Raw genomic sequence first — 18,248 nt, 5'->3', positions numbered from 1 at the left:
GCCGGATTCTAGCAAAGCTGGTCTTTGTGCTGCTAACTCCTATAATTCGGCACCTGTAAGCCCTACCTATTGCGCTGTCGAACCGGAGAACTCCCATGCTCAAAAACACCCTGGCACTGCTTGCCGGCCTGGTACTGAGTGGTTCCGCTTTTCTGGCTCAGGCCACTGAAACCTTGCGCGTCAGCGCGATTCCCGATGAAGCCCCAACCGAGCTGCTGCGCAAGTTCAAGCCGCTGGGCGCTTATCTTGAGCAGCAATTGGGCATGAAGGTGGAGTTTGTGCCGGTGGCCGACTACCCGGCGGTCGTCGAGGCTTTGGCCAGTGACCGTCTGGACCTCGCCTGGCTTGGCGGTTTCACCTTCGTCCAGGTTCACCTGAAAAGCCCTGGTGCCACGCCGCTGGTACAGCGCGAGCAGGATGCCCGGTTCACCAGCAAATTCATCACGGCCGACCCGCAGGTCAAACAGTTGTCTGACCTCAAGGGCAAGACCTTTGCCTTTGGCTCGGTATCGTCCACCTCCGGTAGCCTGATGCCGCGTTTCTTCATGCTCAAGGACGGCATCAAGCCAGAAACCTTCTTCAGCCGCGTAGCGTATTCCGGTGCCCATGACGCCACGGCTGCCTGGGTGCAGGCGGGCAAGGTCGACGGCGGTGTGCTCAACGCCAGTGTGTGGGACAAACTGGTGGCCGCTGGCAAGGTCGATACCAGCAAGGTACACGTGTTCGCCACGACGCCTACGTACTTCGACTACAACTGGACCGTGCGTGGCAGCCTTGACCCGGCGCTGGCGCAGAAGATCAAGGCGGCGTTCCTGGCCCTTGATCCGGCCAACCCCGAGCACAAGGCCATTCTTGATTTGCAGGCGGCTACCCGTTTCATCGAAACGCGCCCGGAGAACTATGCGGGTATTGAAGAGGCCGCTCGGGCTGCTGAACTGCTGAAATGACGATCCGACTGACCGGGGCCTGCCTCAACCATGGTGCGCTGCAAGCGCTGCGTGACCTGAACCTGACCATCGAGGCCGGCGAGCAGGTGGCGATTATTGGCCCCTCGGGTGCTGGCAAGTCGAGCTTGCTGCACCTGATTGCCACCGCCACCAAACCAGGCAGCGGCGAGCTGGAGGTGCTCGGCCAGCGGCCCTGGCACCTTTCGGCGCGGCTGCGGCAAAAGCTGCGTACGCGCCTGGGGCTGATTCATCAGGTGCCGCCCTTGCCGCCGCGTCAGCGGGTGGTCACCACCGTACTGGCCGGCCGGCTGGGGCAGTGGGGGACCCTGCGTGGGCTGCTCAGCCTGTTGCGGCCCGTCGATGTGGCCGGCGCGCGCGCCGTGCTGTCGAGCCTGGACCTGGCGGACAAACTGTTCGTGCAGTGCCAACAACTCTCCGGCGGGCAATTGCAGCGAGTTGGCATCGCCCGGGTGCTGTACCAGCAGCCGGACCTGCTGCTGGCCGATGAGCCGGTCTCGGCGATGGACCCGGTGCTCGCTGCGCATAGCCTGACGACCCTGTGCAGCTACGCCAGCGTACGGGGTATTACCCTGGTCGCCAGCCTGCATGCGGTAGACCTGGCATTGGCCCACTTCGCACGAGTGATCGGTATTCGTGAAGGCCGTCTGGTGTTCGACAAACCGGCGACTGAAGTGACCGAGGACTTGCTTGATGCCTTGTACGCCAATGAGCAACTGACCTCGCCGGTTCAGCCCGTTGCGCCGCTGACCCTGCAGATTCCCCGATGCTGAGTCGTGACCTGCGCGACCCGGCAACCGCGCCACGGCTGTTGCTGACCCTGCTGGCGCTGGCACTGCTCTGGCCGGGGCTGCACCTGAGCGAACTCGACCTCGGTGTGTTGTTTCAGGCCGACAGCCGTCGTCAGATCGGCAGCTTCGTCAGCGCTTTCTGGCCGCCGGCTCATGACCAGGCGTTCCTTGAGTTGCTATGGGGCGCCACGCTGCAAACCCTCGCCGTTGCCACGGCGGGCATGACCCTGGCCTTGCTCCTGGCGGTCCCGGCCAGCCTGCTGGCCAGCCGCGCGTTGTCGTTGTCCGCAGCCTCCCGGGGCGGGCGCCCCAGTGCGTTGGCTGTGGCACTGCGCTGGCCGGTGCGTGCGCTGATGGTGTTTCTGCGCAGTGTGCCGGAAATCGTCTGGGCGTTGCTGTTCGTAAGGGCCGTGGGCCTGGGGCCGACCGCGGGTGTGCTGGCTATCGCCATTACCTACAGCGGCATGTTGGGCAAAGTCTATGCGGAGATTTTCGAGTCGGTCGATCAGCGACCTGCCCATGCGTTGCTGCAAGCTGGCAGCACGCGTCTTGGGGCTTTTTTCTACGGTATTTTGCCCTGTGCGGGTACAGAGCTGGTGTCGTACACCATCTACCGCTGGGAATGCGCGATTCGGGCTTCGGTGGTGATGGGGTTTGTCGGTGCTGGTGGGCTGGGCCAGCAGATCGATTTGTCGATGCGCATGTTTGCTGGCGCGGAAGTGGCTAGCATGTTGCTGACGTTCCTGGTGCTGGTCTGGCTGGCCGATCAACTCAGTGGCTTGCTGCGCAGGAGGCTGGCATGAGGCGCCTGATCAACCTGCTGGTGCTGTTTGCGGTATTGGCCGCGATCGTTTCATCGTTTGCTTACTTGAGCCTGGATCTGTGGGCGCTGGTGGGTGAGGGCGGGGCGGGCAAGATGGGGGAGTACGCGGCGCGTTTCCTCGCTCCTGATACCAGTCGCGAGCACCTGCAGGCCGTTGCGCGAGGTGCGCTGGAAACACTGGCCATTTCGGGTGTAGGCACGTTGTTGGCGGCGGCACTGGGCCTGCTTCTGGCATTGCCTGCGGCCGGATTGTTCGGCGGGGCCTTGCGAGGGCTCGCGCGGCTGCTGCTCAATGCCTTGCGGGCGATACCCGAACTGGTCTGGGCGGTGCTGATGGTATTGGCCGCAGGGCTTGGGCCAAATGCCGGTACCCTGGCGCTGGCCTTGCACACGGCGGGTGTGCTGGGCCGGCTGTATGCTGAAGCCTTCGAGAACACACCCACTGCAGCGGCCCAGGCCATTCGCTTGCAGGGCGGCAGCCAGGTTTCGGCGTTCTGCTACGGCATGCTGCCCAACCTTTGGCCGCAACTGTTGGCCTACACCCTGTACCGCTGGGAAAACAACATCCGCATGGCTGCGGTACTGGGTTTCGTCGGTGCCGGAGGGCTGGGCCAGATGCTGTACATGACGCTCAGCCTGTTCCAGGAGTCGCGGGCCAGTACCGTGATCATCGCCATGCTGGCGCTGGTGTTGATCGTCGACGCGGTGAGTGACCGCATTCGCCAGCGCTGGGTGCTCAACTGATGTAGGGTGTTCTCCGTCGCCTTGGCCGTGTCGCGGCTAAATGTTTTCGCGTAGGCGCTTCAGCTAATGCCGTCACTGGCTTACCCTAGTGTCTTTTTGGCGCGGCACTGTGCCGAATGCCCTGCCGATGGAGTTCAAGCATGTACCAAGACACAGCCACCGTGACCGTCAGCGCTGAGCAAAGCGCGGGAGAGGTCGAGGCGGTCGACAATGAAAACGTAGCCATTGGCCTGGAAGCAGTGACCGACAACCTGAAGAAGGTGCATTTCACCGGCCAGTTGGCGGCGCCGGATGCACCGACGCATGTGTGCATTACCCTTAAGAACGGCCTGTCCTACTACGGCCCGATTGTTAACGGCCATGCCGAACCGAATGGCGGCTGGCTGGCCTTTGAGTGCGACATGATCGATCCGCAATTGCTGGGTTAATCCCGCCTCGGCATCGCCGTGGGCCGACCATGGCGATGCTGTGCAATGGCCGCTAGAAATACTTGAGCCAGGCAATATCACGGCGTTGAGCCTTCAAACTCGCGAACCTGCGTACGGCAGGGTATAGCGCTACAGCCAGCACCCCGGCAGTCAACCAGATGGCCCAGATGCCATCGAACCCGAAATAGTCGCCCTGGTTCAGCCCAAACAGCGCCACGGCGAGCACATACAGCCCTTTCAGCGCGTACAGATGCAGCAGGTAGAAGAACATTGGCGCCGACCCGAGCACGCTCAAAGGGCCGATGGCCTTGTGTTTCTGGAGGCGCTCGAACGTTAGCAGCAGCAACAGGCCAAGGCTCAGGGTCAGGGCAAGGAAGAGCAGGGATGGCGGGTACTTGGTGATGTTGAAGAAGCTCATCAACGTATGCAAAGGAGCTTCGCCGGCCGTCCAGGGGCGTTCGCCGTAGCCATTGAGCAGGCGCAAGGCAACAAAGCCAATTAAACCGAAGCTTGCCCAGCCTGCCAGTTTGCGTTGGCGTGCAGCCGGCGCTGCACCGCGTGCGAACCAGGGGCCGATGGCATAGCCCAGGCCGATGACGCCAATCCACGGCAGCACGGGATAAGAGGTGCGCAACCGCAGGGTATCCGACAGCTCGATCCAGCCGCGATCATGCAAAATCGCCCACGGCACGTGCAGCGCCGTCCCATCCGGGAAGTGCAGCGGGTCGAGCAGGTTGTGGCCGACAATGATCAGCAGGCTCAAACCCAGCAGGACCTGACGTGGCAGCCAGACCAGGGCTGACAAGGCGATCATGCTCAGGCCAATCGCCCAGATGACCTGCAGGTAGATAACCGTGGGTGGCAACTGGAACGTCCAGGCGAAGTTGACCAGGGTGAACTCCAGTACCAGCAGAAACAGCCCACGCTTGAACAGAAAACCGCTCACATCGCCTTTACCGGCGTACTTTTCACCGAACAGGTAAGCCGACAGCCCGGTCAGCAAGACAAACACAGGCGCACACAGGTGGGCCAGGGTCCGGCTGACGAACAGCGCAGGCTCTGTCACCGTTATGTCCATCGGGTCGGACACTTGTCGGTGGAGCAGGAAGGTCTCCCGGACGTGGTCCAGCAACATGAAGAGCATGACCAGCCCCCTCAAGGCATCAATCGAGAGCAACCGGTTGGCAGTGGTAGTGGTTGTGGTGTGAGCAAGAGCAGGGGTCATGGGCCGTTCGCAATGCGGGGGTTGATAGGCATTAAGGCTAGTTACTCTATAACATTGCTTGTGAGAATAGAAATCTTTAACCCGGCGGGTTGTCGCAATGTTGGGACGTACGTGCCTTGATTTACGCGGCTTCAGGGCCTTGAAGGACACCAGTAAACCCATTTTAAATATGGTTTTAGCTCAGGCCGCCTTATACAATGGCGCCCGCCCGCAGCTGACGGTATCCATGCTGCTATCGGAAACACAGCCTGATTGTGCCTATGACCTATCCGAGCAGTTCTTCTCCGACACTCCCCGCTACAGACCGTCAGCCTCGCGACAGTAACCACCTGATCATGGTCGTTGTTCTCGGGTTGGTGCTGCTTGCCGTATGGCTTGCGCCGGCTGCGGTTCAAGTCAGTGCCGGCTGGTTCCCGGTTGCGTTGCATTCGATTTGTGAAATCTTTGCCATTACCGTTGCGGTGCTGGTATTCGCGGTGACCTGGCACAGCTATCGGCCAGGGCAGCCCAGTAACCTGTTGTTGCTCGGCTGTGCGTTCCTCTCAATTGCGCTGCTTGATCTGGCACATGTGCTGTCCTATAGGGGCATGCCAGTGTTCGTTACGCTTTCATCTCCCGAAAAAGCGATCAATTTCTGGCTGGTATCGCGCGTACTGACCGCAGGCACGTTGTTGCTGATCTCCATCCGTTCCTGGCGCCCACTGACTAGTAGCACGCCGCGCTTGCCCATGCTGCTCGCGGCATTGGTGATGGTGGCGGTGATTTACGTGCTCGGCCTGTTTTTCCCCGATGTCTGGCCGCACACCTTCGTTGAGGGCATGGGCCTGACGCCCTTCAAGATCGCAATGGAGTGGGCCATCATTGGCGTGCTGGCCATCGCTTCCGTGTGTTTCTGGCGCGCTCGGCGCAGCCTTGCCTATGACGCCAATGGCCTGTTGGCTGCTGCACTGATTTCCATTCTTTCGGAGCTTTGCTTCACCGCCTATCACAACGTCAACGAGCTCTACAGCCTGACCGGGCACCTCTATAAGGTTCTCTCGTACTGCCTGATCTACCGCATTGTGTTTGTTTCAAGCGTGCGCGAACCCTACGAGCGTCTTGCTGTAGAAATCGCCGACCGCCAGGCTGCCGAGAAGCGCATCGAGGTCATGTCGTTCTACGATACGCTGACCGGCCTGCCTAATCTGGCATTGCTGCAAGACCGGACGCTGCAGGCGCTGGTCAGTATGCGGGGTGACGACCACCCGGTCGTCTTGCTCTTTCTGGATGTCGATGCGTTCAAGCTGGTCAACGATTCCCTGGGCCACGCCCACGGCGATGATTTGCTGCGGGCAATAGGTGAGCGCCTGCGTGAAGGGTTGCCAGCGACGGCTACCGTGTGTCGCTATGGTGGTGATGAGTTTGCTGTACTGCCGACTGGCCCGGTGAATGCCGATGACATTGCCAAGGTACCGCAAACCATTCTCGACCTGCTGGCTGCGCCCTTCCGGATTGCCGGGCAGGCAATCTCAACCTCAGTGTCTATCGGCGTCGCCCTGGCCCCTCACGATGGCGAAGCACCGGCTGAATTGCTGCGTAATGCTGAAACAGCCATGTACAAGGCCAAGCAGGCCGGCCGCAAGACCTGGCGCTTCTACAGCGCTGCAATGAACCTGGAGGTCAGTGAGCGCCTGCAACTGCTCAACAGCCTGCGCCAGGCCATCGACCAGCATGAATTGACGCTGCATTACCAGTTGCAGTTCGAGCTCGGCAGTGGTCGTATTGTCGGTGCCGAAGCGCTGGTACGCTGGGAGCATCCAACCCAAGGGCTGATCTCGCCAGACCGTTTCATTACTGCGGCTGAAGAAAGCGGGTTGATCGTGCCAATGGGCGACTGGATTATCCAGCAGGCCTGTCGGCAGGCCGCACAATGGCGGGCCAGTGGGCTGGATATTCCAAGGGTCGCGGTCAACCTGTCGCCCGTGCAACTGCACCACCATTCGCTGGAAGCGGTAATCAAGCAGGCGCTGAGCGATGCCGGCTTGCCAGCGTCGGCACTGGAGCTGGAACTGACGGAGTCGAGCCTGATCGAAGACACCGAGCAGGTGCTGGCGACGCTGATCAGCCTTAAATCCTATGGCATCAAGCTGTCTATCGACGATTTCGGCACCGGCTATTCCTCGCTGGCGTACTTGCGTCGGCTGCCGGTAGACACGCTCAAGATCGACCAGTCCTTTGTGCGCGGTATGACCAGCGCCGCCGATGGCCACGCCATCGTCGAAGCGATCATCCAGATGGCGCGCTCGCTGGGGCTGGAAACCCTGGCCGAAGGCATCGAAGATCAATGCACCGCCGACGAACTGCTACGGCTGGGCTGCGAGCTGGGCCAGGGGTACCTGTTGGCACGCCCGGTGCCAGCGACAGTGATACCGGCACTGGCAGGGCGCCTGCGCGGTTGAGCGCGGTTTTGCTCTGGTACCCCCTCATCATCGGTGAGCCGTGTAGCAGGCCAGCGGCGTAAAGACGGGTTATCATGTCGGCGCCCAGCGCCAACGTCTCAGGCCATGGGCATGCCTTAGTCCCGGAGTTCGAAACGCAATGTTCACTGTCACCCGCCTTGAAAGCCCACCCCCCGAGGCGATCAGAAGCCAGATCATGCAGATGGTCGTCGATTACGTCACGGACATCAGCGCGGTGGCCATTGCGCCGAGCAACCCGCTCTACCGGCTTTACCAATACGGCGTTGGCTACGAGGTTCATCTTTATCTAGAGGCGATGGACGGTTCCAGGGGAATGCCTGTCGAGCTGATCGTGGCCCTGGATGCCGACGACCCGGCAACGGTTGTCGGCTTTCTGCTGTACCTGCCCGCGACGGGTGATCCCGAGGCGTGCTCGGTCGCCTATATGGCCGTGCCGCTCAGCCACCGGCGTCAGGGGATTGCCCGGGCGATGGTGCAGGCCATGCTGAGTCGCTACCCACATGCCGAGCTGGCGTGCTTTACCGGTAAAGTGCCGTGCTTCGAGTCGATGGGGTTTCAGGTCATCGGCGTGCGTGGCCCGCAAGTACTGATGAACACCCGTGACCACAGCACCCACGGGCATGTGGCAGTGCTGGATGTAGCGCCCATCTACCGTTCCGTGGAGGTACGCCAGATACACACCTATCTGCTTCAGCAACAGGGCAAGAAAGCGATGGTGGAAGCGGAAAAGCAGCGTGACCGGCACCTCGATCAACTGACCCGCCAGGCGCGTGCCTTTGTGCAGCAGGCCGGGATATCCGTATAAACGCAAGCGGCTACAGGTAGGCGGCAATATCCACCTCGTCGATCAGCGCCGGGGGCATGTAGCGTTCGGCGTATTGACGATAGATACCCGAGCGCAGGAACAGCGCGAACAGCTCCGCGTCGATGTGCTGATCCTTGCGCATGAAGCCCATGATCCTGATCGCCTCGGACAGGGTCTTGCCCTGTTTGTAGGGGCGGTCGACGGCGGTGAGCGCCTCAAAGATATCGGCAATCGCCATCATCCTGGCAGGCACACTCATCTGCTCGCGTGTCAGGCCCTTGGGGTAGCCGGTACCGTCCATTTTCTCGTGATGGCCACCGGCGATCTCCGGCACGCGCCGCAGGTGCCGTGGGAACGGCAGCTTCTCCAGCATGATCAGGGTCTGGATGATGTGTTCGTTGATCTTGTAGCGTTCTTCCTCGACAAGGGTGCCTCGGCCAATGCTGAGGTTGTAGAGCTCGCCGCGGTTGTACAGATGTTCGGGCACCTTGACCTTGAAGCCCCAAGGGTTGTCGGCAGGCATCTGTTCGCGCGGCCCGCGAGGGAAAATGTGTTCGGGTTTGTCGGCCAGTAGCGGCTCGTCGACGGGCAGTGCCGGCTCCGGGTTGAGGTTCTTGCGCGCTTTCTCCTCATGGGAAATCCCAAGGCGATCGGACAGGGTACGCCGCCAGGTGCGCGCGGCGATGCGCTGTAGCCGCTCGACGCGCTCCGGGGCCATGAACTCGCCGCCTTCATTGCACTGGGCAACGAAGGCGAATTCCTCGTCCAGCTCATGCAACTGCTCAGCCAGTGCGGCCTGCAGCAAATCGCTATCGCCACCCGCCGCGATTGCCTGCCAGCAGGCCAGTTCTGCGTCGCGCTTGAGCACTTCAAAGCGCATGCGTATTTCATGGATACGATCGTGCAGGGTTTCCAGTTTGGTTGCCTTGTCCACCACGTACTCCGGCGTCGTGACTTTGCCGCAGTCGTGCAGCCAGGCGGCAATGTGCAGTTCCTCCCACTGTTCTTCAGTCAGGTTGAAGGTAGCGAAAGGCCCGCTGCGTTCGGCACAGGCGGCGCGTGCGAGCATCTTGGTCAGCTCAGGCACACGTTGGCAGTGCCCGCCGGTGTAGGGGCTCTTGGCATCAATGGCCCCGGCGATCAACTGAATGAAGGCTTCCAGCAGAACCTTCTGCTCATCGATCAGGCGCTGGGTGTTCAGCGCCACCGCCGAGGTTGTGGACAGTGCCTCGACAAAGGCCATCAATTCCGGGCTCAGCGGGTGATGCTGCTCGTTGACCAGCAGCGCCAGTGCGCCAAGCAGATCGCCTGCCCGGCTCTTCAGCGGCAGTACCCACAATGACAAGGGCTGATCGATGTTGCTGAACGGCGGAAAGTTGCGCTGCAACTCATCAGCCGACACTGCGCAGGGTGTGGCCGTGCGCATGGCCCGTACCACGGGATGATCATGGGCCACGGCAAGCTCGATATCACTGCCAGGCGCTGCGTCGAACGGGCCGTTTCGGCAGTGAACACGGGCCAGTTGCAGACGAGTGGCATCAGCATCTGCCAGGTAGATCAGGCTGACCTCGGCGCTGGTGATCTCCTGCATTTCACGTACCAGATGGGCCAGCAGCCGCTGGAAGTTGGTCTCGCTGGAGAGGGCAATCGATAACTCAAGGAAGCGGTGAATGGTGTTTTTCATGCTGCCCATGGCGCGAGACAGGTCGACCACCTCGGCAATCTGCGACTCTACCTCGATGGGCTCGTCGAAGTTGAAGTGCTCGATTTTTTCTGCTTCGGCGGTCAAGGCTTGCAGGGGTTTGGACGCCAGGCGCGCCATGGCCAGGGCCATCAGTACACCAAGGACCAGCAAGGCCAAGGCAATCAGCATGCCGCGGTTGCGCAGTGCGATGGCGTCTGCCAGCAGCTCACGGTAGGGCGCCGCCATCAACAGTGTCAGGGTCTGTCCGCCGACCGTGGGCAGGGCAATGCGGATACCTTGCCAGTCGTCGCCAGCAGCCTGAAAGCTCAGGCCGTCTTCTGTGCGCTCGTTCAGTGTGCTGACCAGGCGTTGCAGTATCGGCGCCTGCAACTCATCCAGGCGGGGTAAACGCAGTTTGCCAGCGCCGTCATCAAGCATCTGCGGTGCACCTTTTTGCCAGCTGAGCACTTCGCCCATGGCGTTGAGCAGGGCGATGCGGCTGTCCGGGGTGGCTTTAAGCTCCAGCATCAGTGCGTTCAGCGAGCTTAGGGTGATGTCTGCCCCCGCAACACCGCTGCCATTCTCGGTGGGATGGGCAAAGGACACGCCGGGCTGTCCAGTGGAGAAAAACACGTACGGATCGGTGACGTAGAGATCACCGTGCTGTTTAGCGGCGATAAACCACTGACGGCCGCGCGGGTCGTAGCGGTAGTCCGGCCGTGCTCGTCGCTCTATCACCTGAAAGTCCTGACCGATGAACAGATGCTCACCCAATGGCTGACCGTCGATCACCTGAATACTCTGCACGATCCAGCGTGTCCCGGCGGGAGGGTTGAACAGCGGAACCAATACGGCTTCATTGCGCCACGGACGAATCATGAAAAAATCACCGGTGTCGTAGCCCATGTACAGCGAAGTCAATGCGGGCTGACTATCCAGGGCGGCGGCCAGAAACTGCAGGCTATCCAGGCGTGCCTCGAGCGTCTGCGCACGCATCAGGCGCTGATGGGCCAGTAATGACACTGTACTCACCGTGGGCCGGTAGAGGGCGTCCAGTTCGGAAATGGCGAGCTGACGGACCAGTTCAAAGTGTTTTTTCGCGCCACTGACCATCTGTTCGCGGTTCTGCAGAAACTGATAGCCGTTGCTGAGAATGGCGAAGGTCAGCAGCAGGCCAACGAACAGGTAGGCAATGTGGACATAAAGTGGAATTCGACGCGATGGCATCGCACGCTTCCCTGTCAGCGATAGGAGATTGGACTATAGGCGCTGATGATCAAGGTTGCCGCCATGTCGCATAGAACAAGGTGAGCAGGTGGCGAAATCTGTGGCCCAATGCTTGATGTCTGTCATGGCGACATGGGCATAGAGCTGCGAGACTGAGATGGATGAACGGCCTGCCTCCCGGAGAAACCATGCAGATTCTCGATAAACGCCAGGCCATGAGCACGTGGCCATTATTGCGCCTGGGTTTTCGGCCCTTTTTTCTGCTTGGCAGTACCTTGGCCGCCCTGGCCGTGCCCCTCTGGGTTTTCGCCTTGCTGGGGGATGGCATTACAGCGCAGCCCCTGGGCGGTTGGCTGGCCTGGCATCGACATGAACTGGTCTTCGGTTTTGCCGGAGCGATCATTGCCGGTTTTCTGCTGACTGCGGTACAGACCTGGACGGGGCGCCCCGGCCTGTCTGGCAAGTCCTTGGGCGTGCTGGTGGTGATCTGGTTGGCGGCTCGGCTGGCATGGTGGACGGGGTCGCCACCGTTGCTGATGACGGCCAACCTTATGTTCTTTGCCTGTGTGGCCTTGGTCATGGCGCATCAGCTGTGGGCGGTACGGCAAACCCGTAACTATCCGATTGTGGCGGTCCTGGTGTTGCTGTTGGGGGCCGACCTGTTGACGCAGCTCGGGCTGCAGCAGGCAAACGACGGTTGGCAGCGCCAAGGCGTCTGGGCGGCAGTGTGGCTGGTCGCCGCCATGATGGGGTTGATCGGCGGGCGGGTGATTCCATTCTTCACCCAACGGGGGCTCGGGCGTGCGGCTGCCGTTCAGCCTTGGGCCTGGCTGGACTGGGCGTTGCTGATTGTCACGGTTTCGCTGGCGATCCTGTATGCGTCGGGGCTTGCGCTGCAGGTGCACGCCTGGCTGGGGTTGGTCTTTATTGCCTTGGCCGCGGGGCATGGTATTCGTCTGTTGCGCTGGTTTGATCGTGGCCTGCTGAAGGAGCCGTTGTTGTGGTCACTGCATGTGGCGTATGCCTGGTTGGCAATGGCCTGCTTTGGCATGGCGCTCTGGCATTTCGGCCTGCTCGGCAGTGTAAGCCTGGCGTTGCATGCGTTCACGGTCGGCGCCTTGGGCGGGTTGATCCTGGCCATGTTGGCGCGTGTCTCGCTGGGGCATACCGGGCGTCCTCTGGTGCTGCCACAGGGGTTTGCCTGGGCATTCGTATTGCTCAACCTGGGCAGCCTGTTTCGCGTATTGGCGGTCAGTTTCTGGCACCAGCCGGCACTTTGGCTGGCGGCTGCCTGCTGGGCGGGGGCGTTTGCCCAGTACCTTTTCTGCTATGCGCCCATGCTCTGGCGCACGCGTGCTGATGGTCACCCAGGCTGATGGAGACGCTATGAGTTACCTGTTGTTGAAGTTTATCCACCTGACGGCGGCAGCCTTTTTCATTGGCGGTGTTTTTTTTGAGGTGATGATCCTCAGTCGGGTGACCCGACAACTGGAGCAGGCCCCGCGCGAGCAGTTGTCCAAAGCCGTGGGCCTGCGTGCGCGCAGTGTCATGCGCTGGGTGATACCGGTGCTTTACGGTGCAGGCCTGGGGTTGGCCTGGCAGTATCGCGCGGTGCTGCACAACCCCTTGGACAGCAGCCTTGGGACCATGATGGCGCTGAAAATCGGCCTGGCCCTGAGTATCCTCGTGCAGTTCATCGGCGTGGTGTACCTGATGCGCACCGGCCGCATGACCGCATCACGATCACGGCGGCTCCATCTTAGTGTGCTGTTGCACATGCTCGGCATCCTGTTTCTGGCCAAGGCCATGTTCCTGCTGAACGTGTGATGCCTGGCCTCAGATCTGCTCAAACGCTGGTTTTACAGCGTTTCGAGAAAACGTATCAGTGCCCGGCGTTCATCCATGTCCAGCCCCAGCGGCTTCAGGCGATCACTGGTCTTGGGAAACAGCGGATCGTTTTTCTGTTGCTCGGCCGGTCGTGGTCGAGGCATGCCGCTGTTGTACAGGGCGATGGTGCCCTCCAGGTTGACGAACAGACCATTGTGCATCCACGGTGCGGTCTTGCTGAGCAGGCGCAGTGACGGTGTGCGGAAGGCACCGACATCGTCCACGTTGCCAGTCACTTCGTAGCGTCCGAGGTCTTGATACTTGCGGCCGTAATAGGTCAGCCCCAGGTTGTGGAACTGATCGTCGCTCAGGCTCGGGCCGAAGTGGCAGTTCATGCAGCGAGCCTGGGTACGGAACAGGTGCAGGCCATGCAGTTGCTCGTCGCTCATGCGTTGTGGTCGACCGCGCAGGAGTTGCTCGAACGCGGTGTTGCGGGTAGCGGTCACCAGTGTGCGCTGGTAGGTGGCGAGTGCCTGCGCAATGCGTTCAGCCGTGACCGTGCCTTTACTGGCGAAGGCCTGATCAAAGAGGCCGGGGTACTCGGCGTCAGCGTTCAGGCGTGAGAGCAGTTCGTCGGTGGTGAACGCCATCTCGACGTGGTCGTTGATGGGGCGTAGTGCCTGGGCCTCAAGGCTGCTGCTGCGACCGTCCCAGAACAAGTGCCGGGTAAAGCCGCTCATCACCACGCTGGGGGCGTTGCGCCGACCGCTTTGACGGTCGTGGCCGAAGGAAACCCGGCGTCCGTCTGCAAACGCCTCGTCGGGTTCGTGGCAGGAGGCGCAGGCGATCTGGCCGGAGCGGGACAGTTTCGGGTCGTTGAACAGACGCTCACCCAAGGCCGCTTTGGCTTGCGTGTAGGGGTTCTCGGGCGGAGAGGGGGCCAGCTCAGGCAAGGGGCCCATTTCTTCCCAGGACACGTCCGGGTCAATCTGCGGCGCGGGCCATTGCGCGACAGGTTGACGGTACAGCTGGCCGATACAGGCTTGATAGGCGCGCAGTGTTCCTGCTACGGCTTCGCAGGGTTCGGCGGCATCGGCTGGGTCGGCAGCCAGCGGCAAGGCCATGAGCCAGGCCGCAGTCAGGAAGGTGCGCCTGAGCGGTCGCTTCATGTCAAACGGGCGTCCATCTGCAGGTGCGTTCAAAACCGGTACCCCACTTCAACCATGAACTGGCGGCCCACCTCGTAAGTGGCAATGTCGTCACTGTCTGTGTTGCTGACAATGGCTTTATCCAGCAGGTTGCTCACGTCCAGATTGACGAACAGTGCCTGATCCTTGGCAGTAGGCAGTTCCCAGGCCAGTCGGGTGTCCCAGGTCAGTGCGGCGGCATAATCGGTTTCTTCCCAGACGCGTACCTGCTGGCCGTTGTAAGCGACCGTTTCACCGGTGCCGGCAATGCGCCGGTAGCCATCGCGGTAACGCAGGAAGTTGCCCCATTTCAGGTTAAGTTGGGGGATCTCAGTGAGGGTAGTCAGGCGTACGGTCCAGGGCCGGTTGTAGTTCTCGGCAGGGCGGTCCGAATAGTTCATGAAGGTGCCCTGGTACTGAATGATGGGATCGTCGACATACAGCAGGCCAATGCTGGTGGTGTAATCGGACAACCCTGAGCTTTGCACTTCGGTCCAGTCGAGCGCCAGCTGGCCACTGCTGCGTGTGCCCCACAAGGCGAAGTCGCGCAGCGGGGTGATGGTCAGGGTGTAGATATCGGACTCGCTCTCACCGCCGTTGTAATAGGTGAAGTAGTTGCTGGCCAGTACCTGGGTATCGGTACTGGGTTGACCAATCTGGGCGCCCCAGGCCCGTGAAATCTGATCATGGCCTTTGCGGTTGACGTACTTCAGCGCGAACTCGGTGTTCCACTGGATGTGTGTCAGGCCCAGGGTCAGCTCATCGTCGTAGGGTACATCCAGTTCGTTGAATTTGGCGCCGTTGGCCACGCGGGACGTGTAGACCCAGTCCGACGTCTGGCTGGCACGTGTGTAGTTGCTCTGCAGGGCCGCAACGCCGTCGCGCAGTCTATAGGCGGAGAGGTTGCGCCCGTAATAACGGTTGGCACCACCGGTGAGTCGGGTCTGGCCGTCGCCAAATACGTCCAGCTCCACCGCCAGGCGAGGGGCAACCGTGGTCGCATTCATGTAGTCATCGGCGTCGACACGTACGCCAGGCCTGACTTTCAAGCGCCCCCAGCGCATGTCGTCCTGAAGGAAGACTGCCCAGGCGCGGGTATCGAAGTCAATTTTGCCTTGGGTGACGGTTTTGGTTTTTGCGTACTGCCCATCCCAGCCGTTGACGGTCTTGCCGATCGAGCACAGCGGGTCGTCGCCAACACAGGTCGAGGTCTTGGTCATCCCTGAAACGGCGTAGCTGGTATAGGGCGAAGAGCGGTCATAGGCTGTTGAACTGTGTGACAGCTCCAGGCCGGTTTGCAGCGTGTGCTCAAGGCTAAAGGTGCGGAAGCTGTTCCAGTCGGCCTTGAGCTTGTAGCTCAGGTTTTTCTGTTCCTGCTCGATGTCACCCAGGCCACCTTCACTGGCTGTGGTCGAGTTGCTCCAGTTCTTGGTGGTCGAAGAGCGCCAGGCGATGAGGTAGTCAGACTCGGACGAGCGGGAGTTTTCCAGTTGGCTCCAGCTCAGGTTCTGCTCGACCCTGGCCAGAGGGGCGTTCCATACCAAGCGTGCTGCGATGCTTTCGCCGCCTGCCGTGGTGTCCCTGGCCGAATACAAGGCATTGTTGCCATAGGTATGCGCTGTTTCCGGCGCGTGGGTCAGGCTGACATCCAGGCCCCAGTCATCGTTGATCTGCCAGACCGACTTCAAGAAGTAGTTGTCGATGCGGCGCGTCTGCTCTTGCTCCTCACTGGCTTGAGCCGAGTTGTGGCTCAAGGCAAAGGTGCGGGTCGGGATGGTGGAGTCCTTGCGCGAAAAACTGCCCATCAAGCCAAACGTGTCGGTCAGGTGACCTTCCAGCGTGGCGCGGGTGATGACTTTGTCGAACTCCGGCTGATTGCCTGTGCCATATCCTGCCTCGAACTCATCCAGGTCCGGGTCGTCCTTGTCCAGGTGATAACGGGTCCAGGACGAGCGGGTCATTTGAGTCGACACTTTGCCGTGCAGTTCCTTGCTGGGGTTACGGGTATTGGCCTCAATCACCCCGCCATTGAAACCGCCATAGGCGGCCGGCACGTTGCTGTCATAAACCTTGATCTCATCCAGCAGATCAGTGTCCAGTGCCAGCCCCTGGCTGCGGCCTTCAACCTGGTCATAACTGTTGGTTGTCGAACCAGGGTCGATATCGTTGTTTATGCTCATGCCATCGACCACAAACAGGTTCTGCCAGTAACGGGCGCCGTTGATACTGACGTTGGCCGGGCTGATCTCTCCGGGGCTTTTGCCCGAGAGCTGGCCGTCGTCGAACTGCACGCTGGGATTGGTTCGTAGCAGGCTGGTGATGTCGCCGTTACCGCTGGGCAGTGATTCGATGGTTCGTCGGTCGATGGTCCTGTCCGCCTGATACTCAGCGGCCTGGCCATTGACGCGGGTGCTGTCCAACTGCAGCACATCGGCCGCCTCGCGCCTATGGATCGAGACGGCGTTGTCTGCGCTGTGTTGCCAGGCAAGGTTACTGTCGGTGAGCAGTTGCGCCAGTGCCTGTTCCAGGCTGATCCGGCCCTTGACTCTCCCTGAGGATAGCCCTTGCAGCAATGCGCTTTCGACGCTGACCTGCACGCCCGACTGTTGGGCAAACAGCATCAGCGCGTTGCTCAGTGAGCCGGCAGGTATATCGAACGAGTAGGTGCGATGTGCCGAGGGTGCCAGCAGATCCGTGGTGGCCGCTGTGGGCGCGCTGTGCGCCAGGTACGGCAGCGCCATCAGTAGGGCGAGCACACTGGATTTGGGCAAGAAAGACTGCGGCGTAGAGGAGACAGAGCGCTTCGAGCGGGACATTCGTGTACCTGTGACGTGAAATTCAGGTTCGCTAATGCGAATAGTTTTCAGTAGCCTTCAGGTTAATGACGCTCGACCTTTCGTAATTTCCAGAAATAAATAAAAAAATCGCCGATTCGATGAAACGGCGATTGTCAGGCTCAGGCTCAGGCTCAGGCTCAGGCTCAGGCTCAGGCTCAGGCTCAGGTTTGGCGCAGCGAGGGGAGTGCACCGACTCAGTCGGCGCCGGACACCATCAGTACGTAGGGGCTCAACGTTGTCACATGGCCGCCCAAGGGGGCGATGGCTGCCTGCAACGCTTGCCGTGGCGAGCGCAGGTCGAGCGCGGCGGTGATCCGGCGTTTGCCCAGCGCCTCGTCGTTGAGGACGATCAGCCCAGGTTGGTAAGGCCGCAAGCGTGCAACGACGTCGCTCACTGGCTGATCGATCACCAACATCTGCCAGTGGCGCCAGGCCGCAATCTGCTCCACGGGGATGGAGGCGCGTTGAATACTCTGGTCCTGACGCAAGAAGCTGATGCGCTGGCCTGGCTTGAGCGGTTCCAGTGTGGCGCCATGACCACGTTGGTCTTCGACATTGACCGAGCCGTTTGCCACGCTCACATCAATGGTGTCGGGCGACACCTCGACGGCAAAGGCGGTGCCGGTGACGGTGACGGTTATCGCCTCGGCGGATACCTGGAACACGCGCTGAGGCTGGGACTTGACGGAAAAGAACGCTTGCCCGCGCAGTAAGGTTACCTGGCGTTTATCGGCGCTGAACTGGACATCGATAGCGCTGCCGCTGTCCAGTTCCACCACGCTGCCATCGCTCAGGATGACCTGGCGGTGCTCGCCGACAGGACTGCTGTAGTCGGCAGTGTTGCCTTGCCAGTCGGGGAGCACCAACAGCATCGCACAGGCGGCCACGGCGCCACTGACGACCATGCGGCGCAGCCAGCGACGTCGTGCGCCTGGTGGGGTGATCGGCGCAGGCAAAGGGCAATCGAGCAGGGGGCTGCTCATCAATTGCCCGCTTATCCGCCAGACTTTCTCGGCTTTGCGATAGGCTCGCAAATGCGCAGGGGACGCCTCAAGCCAGGCCTGCAGCTCATCGTGCAAGGCTTGGTCTGCAGGGTTTTCCTGCACGCGCAGGAACCAGTCCAGCGCCGTTTCCCAGACTGGATCCCCAGGACGACTGTTCACCGCCGCGGGTGTTTCGGCGCGAGGCTCAAGCACGGGCGTTGCAGGTCGTGTGGGCAACACCTGCTGCAATGGCATGCAGGCGT

Annotated in this window: 14 protein-coding genes; 9 read left to right on the top strand and 5 right to left on the bottom strand. The window is 61.0% G+C overall.

What is annotated here, in order from left to right; genetic code table 11:
* The first annotated feature begins 95 nt into the window (after positions 1-95).
* The 5 genes from CS390_RS13710 to CS390_RS13690 all read left to right on the top strand — a co-directional run bounded on the left by CS390_RS13710 (position 96) and on the right by CS390_RS13690 (position 3,751).
* Positions 96-947, top strand: a complete 852-nt coding sequence (locus CS390_RS13710; RefSeq protein ID WP_099775055.1) for a putative selenate ABC transporter substrate-binding protein — start codon at positions 96-98, stop codon at positions 945-947.
* A complete protein-coding gene (locus tag CS390_RS13705) occupies positions 944-1,738 on the top strand; it encodes a phosphonate ABC transporter ATP-binding protein (RefSeq protein WP_099775054.1) in 795 nt (264 codons plus the stop codon). The genes CS390_RS13710 and CS390_RS13705 overlap by 4 nt, the downstream gene beginning before the upstream one ends.
* On the top strand, positions 1,732-2,559 hold the full coding sequence (locus CS390_RS13700) for an ABC transporter permease (protein ID WP_099775053.1): 828 nt from the start codon (positions 1,732-1,734) through the stop codon (positions 2,557-2,559). The genes CS390_RS13705 and CS390_RS13700 overlap by 7 nt, the downstream gene beginning before the upstream one ends.
* The gene (gene phnE, locus CS390_RS13695) at positions 2,556-3,323 is read left to right on the top strand and encodes a phosphonate ABC transporter, permease protein PhnE (protein ID WP_099775052.1); all 768 of its coding nucleotides are present in this window, start codon (positions 2,556-2,558) and stop codon (positions 3,321-3,323) included. Before CS390_RS13700 ends, phnE begins: the two co-directional genes overlap by 4 nt.
* 140 nt (positions 3,324-3,463) lie before the next feature.
* Positions 3,464-3,751: a hypothetical protein gene (locus CS390_RS13690; protein WP_099775051.1), complete on the top strand. Its 288-nt coding sequence runs from the start codon at positions 3,464-3,466 to the stop codon at positions 3,749-3,751.
* Between the two features lie 52 nt (positions 3,752-3,803).
* Here CS390_RS13690 and CS390_RS13685 read toward each other — a convergent pair whose 3' ends face one another.
* Positions 3,804-4,976, bottom strand: a complete 1,173-nt coding sequence (locus CS390_RS13685; protein ID WP_099775050.1) for a DUF1624 domain-containing protein — start codon at positions 4,974-4,976, stop codon at positions 3,804-3,806.
* 260 nt (positions 4,977-5,236) lie between these two features.
* Between CS390_RS13685 and CS390_RS13680 the strand changes: the two genes are divergently transcribed.
* Both CS390_RS13680 and CS390_RS13675 read left to right on the top strand, forming a co-directional pair.
* On the top strand, positions 5,237-7,414 hold the full coding sequence (locus CS390_RS13680) for a bifunctional diguanylate cyclase/phosphodiesterase (protein ID WP_099775049.1): 2,178 nt from the start codon (positions 5,237-5,239) through the stop codon (positions 7,412-7,414).
* 139 nt (positions 7,415-7,553) lie between these two features.
* Positions 7,554-8,240: a GNAT family N-acetyltransferase gene (locus tag CS390_RS13675; RefSeq protein ID WP_099775048.1), complete on the top strand. Its 687-nt coding sequence runs from the start codon at positions 7,554-7,556 to the stop codon at positions 8,238-8,240.
* Positions 8,241-8,250: 10 nt separating this feature from the next.
* Here the strand turns inward: CS390_RS13675 and CS390_RS13670 are convergent, their stop codons facing one another.
* A complete protein-coding gene (locus CS390_RS13670) occupies positions 8,251-11,151 on the bottom strand; it encodes an HD domain-containing phosphohydrolase (RefSeq protein WP_099775047.1) in 2,901 nt (966 codons plus the stop codon).
* Positions 11,152-11,339: 188 nt separating this feature from the next.
* On the opposite strand from CS390_RS13670, the gene CS390_RS13665 reads away from it, so the two are divergent.
* Positions 11,340-12,527, top strand: a complete 1,188-nt coding sequence (locus CS390_RS13665) for an NnrS family protein (RefSeq protein WP_099775045.1) — start codon at positions 11,340-11,342, stop codon at positions 12,525-12,527.
* Positions 12,528-12,537: 10 nt separating this feature from the next.
* Complete coding sequence (locus tag CS390_RS13660; RefSeq protein WP_099775043.1) at positions 12,538-12,978, top strand: CopD family copper resistance protein; 441 nt, start codon at positions 12,538-12,540, stop codon at positions 12,976-12,978.
* 32 nt (positions 12,979-13,010) lie between these two features.
* On the opposite strand, the gene CS390_RS13655 is transcribed toward CS390_RS13660, so the two are convergent.
* From CS390_RS13655 to CS390_RS13645, 3 genes are all read right to left on the bottom strand, one after another.
* Positions 13,011-14,147 (bottom strand): cytochrome-c peroxidase, encoded by a 1,137-nt coding sequence (locus CS390_RS13655; protein ID WP_256587487.1) that lies wholly within the window; start codon positions 14,145-14,147, stop codon positions 13,011-13,013.
* A 29-nt stretch (positions 14,148-14,176) separates the two neighbouring features.
* The gene (locus tag CS390_RS13650; protein ID WP_177442404.1) at positions 14,177-16,981 is read right to left on the bottom strand and encodes a TonB-dependent receptor plug domain-containing protein; all 2,805 of its coding nucleotides are present in this window, start codon (positions 16,979-16,981) and stop codon (positions 14,177-14,179) included.
* Positions 16,982-17,196: 215 nt separating this feature from the next.
* On the bottom strand, positions 17,197-18,240 hold the full coding sequence (locus CS390_RS13645; protein WP_256587485.1) for a FecR family protein: 1,044 nt from the start codon (positions 18,238-18,240) through the stop codon (positions 17,197-17,199).
* Positions 18,241-18,248: the final 8 nt, after the last annotated feature.

It is taken from the genome of Pseudomonas sp. HLS-6, assembly GCF_002753995.1.
In the GTDB taxonomy this organism is placed as follows: Bacteria; Pseudomonadota; Gammaproteobacteria; order Pseudomonadales; family Pseudomonadaceae; genus Aquipseudomonas; species Aquipseudomonas defluvii.
The sequence above is the reverse complement of the archived record's forward strand: the minus strand, read 5'-3'. Positions and strand labels throughout refer to the sequence as shown.

Coding starts and splice junctions, on each gene's coding strand:
- CS390_RS13710 (WP_099775055.1), top strand. CDS start 96: ATGCTCAAAAACACCCTGGCACTGCTTGCCGGCCTGGTACTGAGTGGT.
- CS390_RS13705 (WP_099775054.1), top strand. CDS start 944: ATGACGATCCGACTGACCGGGGCCTGCCTCAACCATGGTGCGCTGCAA.
- CS390_RS13700 (WP_099775053.1), top strand. CDS start 1,732: ATGCTGAGTCGTGACCTGCGCGACCCGGCAACCGCGCCACGGCTGTTG.
- phnE (WP_099775052.1), top strand. CDS start 2,556: ATGAGGCGCCTGATCAACCTGCTGGTGCTGTTTGCGGTATTGGCCGCG.
- CS390_RS13690 (WP_099775051.1), top strand. CDS start 3,464: ATGTACCAAGACACAGCCACCGTGACCGTCAGCGCTGAGCAAAGCGCG.
- CS390_RS13685 (WP_099775050.1), bottom strand. CDS start 4,976: ATGACCCCTGCTCTTGCTCACACCACAACCACTACCACTGCCAACCGG.
- CS390_RS13680 (WP_099775049.1), top strand. CDS start 5,237: ATGACCTATCCGAGCAGTTCTTCTCCGACACTCCCCGCTACAGACCGT.
- CS390_RS13675 (WP_099775048.1), top strand. CDS start 7,554: ATGTTCACTGTCACCCGCCTTGAAAGCCCACCCCCCGAGGCGATCAGA.
- CS390_RS13670 (WP_099775047.1), bottom strand. CDS start 11,151: ATGCCATCGCGTCGAATTCCACTTTATGTCCACATTGCCTACCTGTTC.
- CS390_RS13665 (WP_099775045.1), top strand. CDS start 11,340: ATGCAGATTCTCGATAAACGCCAGGCCATGAGCACGTGGCCATTATTG.
- CS390_RS13660 (WP_099775043.1), top strand. CDS start 12,538: ATGAGTTACCTGTTGTTGAAGTTTATCCACCTGACGGCGGCAGCCTTT.
- CS390_RS13655 (WP_256587487.1), bottom strand. CDS start 14,147: ATGAAGCGACCGCTCAGGCGCACCTTCCTGACTGCGGCCTGGCTCATG.
- CS390_RS13650 (WP_177442404.1), bottom strand. CDS start 16,981: ATGTCCCGCTCGAAGCGCTCTGTCTCCTCTACGCCGCAGTCTTTCTTG.
- CS390_RS13645 (WP_256587485.1), bottom strand. CDS start 18,240: ATGCCATTGCAGCAGGTGTTGCCCACACGACCTGCAACGCCCGTGCTT.